Below are 4,713 nucleotides of genomic sequence, written 5' to 3'. Positions count from 1 at the left end.
GTCATGATAATAGGGCCTTCTGATTAGAAGGCCCTATTATCAATGATTTTTATCCTCGTGACGACACTATCTAACGTTCTGGCAACGATTTACAAAAATATCCACGCACTGAAGCGCAACAATATGTTATTGCATAAACTTTACTTTCCAGTGCTTTTATTCACGCTGGTTATGCGCTATTACTCACGGCTTGTTGCGGCACGGTGGTGCGACGTTGATTTCAGAATGGATACCTGGGTGGCCTATATGACGCATTTTTCTTTATCCCCACGCGGCCTGGCAGCGGGAGCCGCATTGATCGTTCTCTTTTCACCTTCTCTCTATGCAGTGGAACAAGCGCCGGAGGCTCCGCCTGTGGATGCCCGCGCCTGGATCCTGATGGATTATGCCAGCGGCAAGGTGCTGGCAGAAGGAAATGCCGATGAGAAACTGGACCCTGCCAGTCTCACCAAATTGATGACCAGTTACGTTGTTGGACAAGCGTTGAAGGCAGGGAAAATTCACCTGACCGACACCGTAACGGTCGGTAAGGATGCCTGGGCGACCGGAAACCCGGTGCTGCGCGGCTCCTCGCTGATGTTCCTCAAACCGGGTGATCAGGTCTCGGTGGCCGACCTCAACAAAGGGGTCATTATTCAGTCCGGCAATGACGCCAGTATCGCCATCGCCGATTTTGTGGCGGGCAGCCAGGATTCGTTCGTCAGCCTGATGAACGGCTATTCGCAGAAGCTGGTCCTGACCAACACCACTTTCAAAACCGTTCACGGGCTGGATGCGCCGGGGCAGTTCAGTACCGCGCGCGATATGGCGCTGCTCGGCAAGGCGCTGATTCACGACGTGCCGGACGAGTACGCGATCCACAAAGAGAAAGAGTTCACCTTCAACAAGATTCGTCAGCCGAACCGTAACCGTCTGCTGTGGAGCACCAGCATGAATGTCGACGGGATGAAAACCGGGACGACGGATGGTGCAGGATACAACCTGGTGGCCTCGGCAACGATGGGCGACATGCGCCTGATTTCCGTGGTGCTGGGGGCGAAAACCGACCGCATCCGGTTCAACGAGTCGGAAAAGCTGCTGATGTGGGGCTTCCGCTTCTTTGAAACGGTGACGCCTATCAAGCCTGACGCGACATTTGTCAATCAGCGCGTCTGGTTTGGCACGCAGAGCGAAGCAAAACTGGGCGCGGGGGAGGCCGGTTCGGTCACCATCCCGAAAGGGCAGTTGAAAAACCTGAAAGCGTCTTACACACTTACCGACCCGCAGTTAACCGCGCCGCTGAAACAGGGACAAGTGGTCGGCACCATCGACTTCCAGCTTAACGGGCAATCCATTGAGAAGCGTCCGCTTATCGTGATGGAAGCGGTTGAAGAGGGCGGATTCTTTAGCCGGATGTGGGATTTTGTCCTGATGAAATTCCACCAGTGGTTTGGCTGGTTCGCGTGATAACAACGTACCGTGCCCCTTGCGGGCACGGTCAGAAGACCAGTTTGATCTGCTCGGCTTTGGCGAACTCGACCAGCGTATCGTCCGGGCGGCAGTCGCTGACAATGGCATCAAAATGGTTTAAATCCCCCATACGCGCCGGACGCACCTTGCCGAACTTGCTGTGATCGACCACCAGCACGTGAAACTGTGCGCTGGCCATCGCCCAGTGTTTCAGCGGCAACTCTTCCAGATTAAAGCAGGTGACGCCCTGCTCAACGTGAACCCCGGCGGCAGAATAAAAGGCGATATCCGGGCGCAGATAGCTCAGTGTCTCTTTGAAATTGAGCGGCTGAAAAATGGCGTTGCTGGCGTGGAATTCTCCGCCGCTTAAGATGGCCCGGCACTGGGGTTTTTCCTGCAGGGCAAGAAACGTGTTCAGGGAGTAGCACACCCCGGTGAAGGGCAGGTCGGCCGGAATGGCTTCGATGATCCACGGCGTGGTGGTACCGCAGTCGAAGAACACCATCTGATGCGATTGCACCAGTTTTGCGGCCAGCTCTGCCGCACGGCGCTTCTCGTCCACCAGGCGGGTTTTCTGATCGCTTAACAGGTAATGGCTGGCGGTGCGCGGTTCGAGCACGATATAGCCGCCCAGTAGCACAACCGGCGCACTGTTGGCGCTAAGATCGCGGCGAATGGTCATTTCTGAAACACCCAGCAGAGCAGCGGCTTCTTTCAAATGCAGCTTATCGCTACGCTTGAGCGCCGACAGTAACTGGCCTATCCGTTCGTCACGTCTTGTTTCCATATTACCCCTGAATAAAAGAAAGCCCCGCGTTTAGCAGGGCGTTCATCTTACCTTTGCCGTCGGGCTTAGTCACGTACCCAACCCCGACGAATCGGAAAGGCAAAACAGAGGCGATAAAGCTGCTGTACAACGCGCAGCAGGGCATTGCCGAAGGACTGCCACAGCATTTGTGCCGTCAGGCAACCGCAGAGGGCGACCATTAACCCGCCGAGCATATCCATCGGCCAGTGAACGCCCACGTAAACGCGAGACCAGGCAATCGCCAGCGCAATCAGCATCAGTACCGCGCCGGACCACGCCCGGTGCCAGGCAATAAAGGCAACGGCGAAGGTGAAAATGATCGTGCCGTGATCGCTCGGGAACGAGTAATCCGGTGAATGGGCCAGGAAGTTGTAGCCGATGTGATCCACAAACGGACGGTTGTGGGGGAAGAAATGCCCCAACAGCAGCGAAAGTGTCATGCTGACCGCCATTGCCATTGTGACTTTAATGACTAACTGGCGCTGTGCGCTAAGCTGTTTACGCGGACCCCAAAGCCACAGCCCGGCGGCGAGTATTGGCACGATGCTGATTAAATCGTTGGCGATAAACCGTGCGAGGGAAATCATCCATGCCGGTGAATCAGGCGTGGCGTTAATCATCGCGAACAGCGTGTAATTCAGATTTTCCAACATGCTCTTTATGACTCCGGGCGGTATCTGTCGTGAATTTTTGATGACAACGCTCACCTTAAAAGCGGCGTGATGAACGGTAAAGTCGTTTCATCTTATTTCACGGAGAGTTAGACGATTCTTAAGCCGTTTATTTCATATTAGTGACACGGTACGCGTGGATGATTAAGGCAACCTTAAGGTTGAAAAAAGTGCTTTCCACGGCGAGGGCAGCACAATTCGCTATCGCCGACCGGCCGCTTTGATTACACTCTGCGCGATTTTTCACGTAAAAGAGATTGCATGCAAAACCATACCCTCACTGGTCGCCGCCTGGGACGTCAGGCACTGCTATTTCCCCTTTGTCTGGTCCTGTACGAATTCTCAACCTATATTGCCAACGATATGATTCAGCCCGGCATGCTGGCCGTGGTGGAGCAATATCAGGCCGGGATTGAGTGGGTGCCGACCTCAATGACTGCCTATCTTGCGGGCGGCATGTTTTTACAGTGGCTGCTGGGGCCGTTGTCGGACCGTATTGGCCGTCGCCCGGTGATGTTGACCGGAGTGGTGTGGTTTGTGGTGACCTGTCTTGCCACCCTGTTGGCGCAAAACATTGAGCAGTTCACCCTGCTGCGTTTTTTGCAGGGGATCAGCCTGTGTTTTATTGGCGCGGTGGGTTATGCGGCTATTCAGGAGTCCTTTGAAGAGGCGGTGTGTATTAAGATCACCGCGTTGATGGCCAACGTGGCGCTGATTGCACCATTACTTGGCCCGCTGGTCGGTGCCGCGTGGGTGCATGCCGCGCCGTGGCAGGGGATGTTTGTCCTCTTTGCCGTCCTGGCGGCAGAGTCGTTTGTTGGCCTGCAGCGGGCGATGCCGGAAACCGCCACCCGACTGGGTGAGCCGCTTTCGCTCAAAGCTCTGTGGCACGACTATGCGCTGGTGATGAAAAACATCCGTTTCGTGGCCGGGGCGCTGGCAACCGGTTTTGTCACCCTGCCATTGCTGGCGTGGATTGCCCAGTCGCCGATCATCATCATTAGCGGCGAGCAGCTCAGCAGCTACGAATATGGATTGCTGCAGGTGCCGATTTTCGGCGCGCTGATTGTCGGCAACCTGGTGCTGGCACGGCTGACCTCACGCCGTACCGTGCGTTCGCTGATTATTCTTGGCGGCTGGCCGATTGTGGCCGGACTTATCCTGGCGGCCGTTGCGACGGTAGCCTCTTCGCATGCCTATTTGTGGATGACGGCGGGGTTGAGCCTTTACGCCTTTGGTATCGGTCTGGCTAACGCCGGGCTGGTACGCCTGACGTTGTTTGCCAGCGATGTCAGCAAAGGGGCCGTTTCGGCGGCAATGGGGATGCTGCAAATGCTAATTTTCACCGTCGGTATCGAACTCAGCAAACATGCATATATGATTGGCGGCAACGGCCTGTTCAGCGTCTTTAATCTGCTCAACGGCCTGTTCTGGCTGGGGCTGATGGTAATCTTCCTGCGTGACAAAAGCGTCGGGAACACGCTCGAAAGCTAAATCTGCCCGGTGGGTGAGGGGCGATCGTCAATCTCATAGTGATGGTCATCCCTGCCCCCTACGTTTTCCTGAGTAACTCATTATTCCTGCTAAGATTATACCGACATATCTGCTATCACTTCCGATGTGCCACGCTCGCTGAAACCGCGTATCTTTGATAACGATCTCATTGAGCACGACCAATCTGCCTGTGCGCAAACTATTCAGAAAGAACGTTAGGGAAGGTGCGATTTAATCGTCAATTATGAGAACATAACCCTTTCTTTGACATAGACTTTTCACGATGCCCGC

At 55.0% G+C, this 4,713-nt stretch carries 4 protein-coding genes; 2 read left to right on the top strand and 2 right to left on the bottom strand.

Annotation, left to right across the window (positions count from 1 at the left end; all coding sequences use genetic code 11):
* Positions 1-246 precede the first annotated feature (246 nt).
* Positions 247-1,446 (top strand): serine-type D-Ala-D-Ala carboxypeptidase, encoded by a 1,200-nt coding sequence (gene dacC, locus ACSZPU_RS23560; protein WP_499003874.1) that lies wholly within the window; start codon positions 247-249, stop codon positions 1,444-1,446.
* 31 nt (positions 1,447-1,477) lie between these two features.
* Here dacC and deoR read toward each other — a convergent pair whose 3' ends face one another.
* Positions 1,478-2,236, bottom strand: a complete 759-nt coding sequence (gene deoR / locus ACSZPU_RS23555) for a DNA-binding transcriptional repressor DeoR (protein ID WP_499003871.1) — start codon at positions 2,234-2,236, stop codon at positions 1,478-1,480.
* A 65-nt stretch (positions 2,237-2,301) separates the two neighbouring features.
* Positions 2,302-2,910, bottom strand: a complete 609-nt coding sequence (gene ybjG, locus ACSZPU_RS23550; RefSeq protein WP_499003868.1) for an undecaprenyl-diphosphate phosphatase — start codon at positions 2,908-2,910, stop codon at positions 2,302-2,304.
* A 279-nt stretch (positions 2,911-3,189) separates the two neighbouring features.
* On the opposite strand from ybjG, the gene ACSZPU_RS23545 reads away from it, so the two are divergent.
* Positions 3,190-4,422, top strand: a complete 1,233-nt coding sequence (locus ACSZPU_RS23545; protein ID WP_499003865.1) for an MFS transporter — start codon at positions 3,190-3,192, stop codon at positions 4,420-4,422.
* Positions 4,423-4,713 lie beyond the last annotated feature (291 nt).

Origin of the sequence: Phytobacter sp. V69, assembly GCF_965644215.1 — a bacterium.
In the GTDB taxonomy this organism is placed as follows: domain Bacteria; phylum Pseudomonadota; class Gammaproteobacteria; order Enterobacterales; family Enterobacteriaceae; genus Phytobacter.
This window is presented reverse-complemented; position numbering and strand designations above follow the sequence as displayed.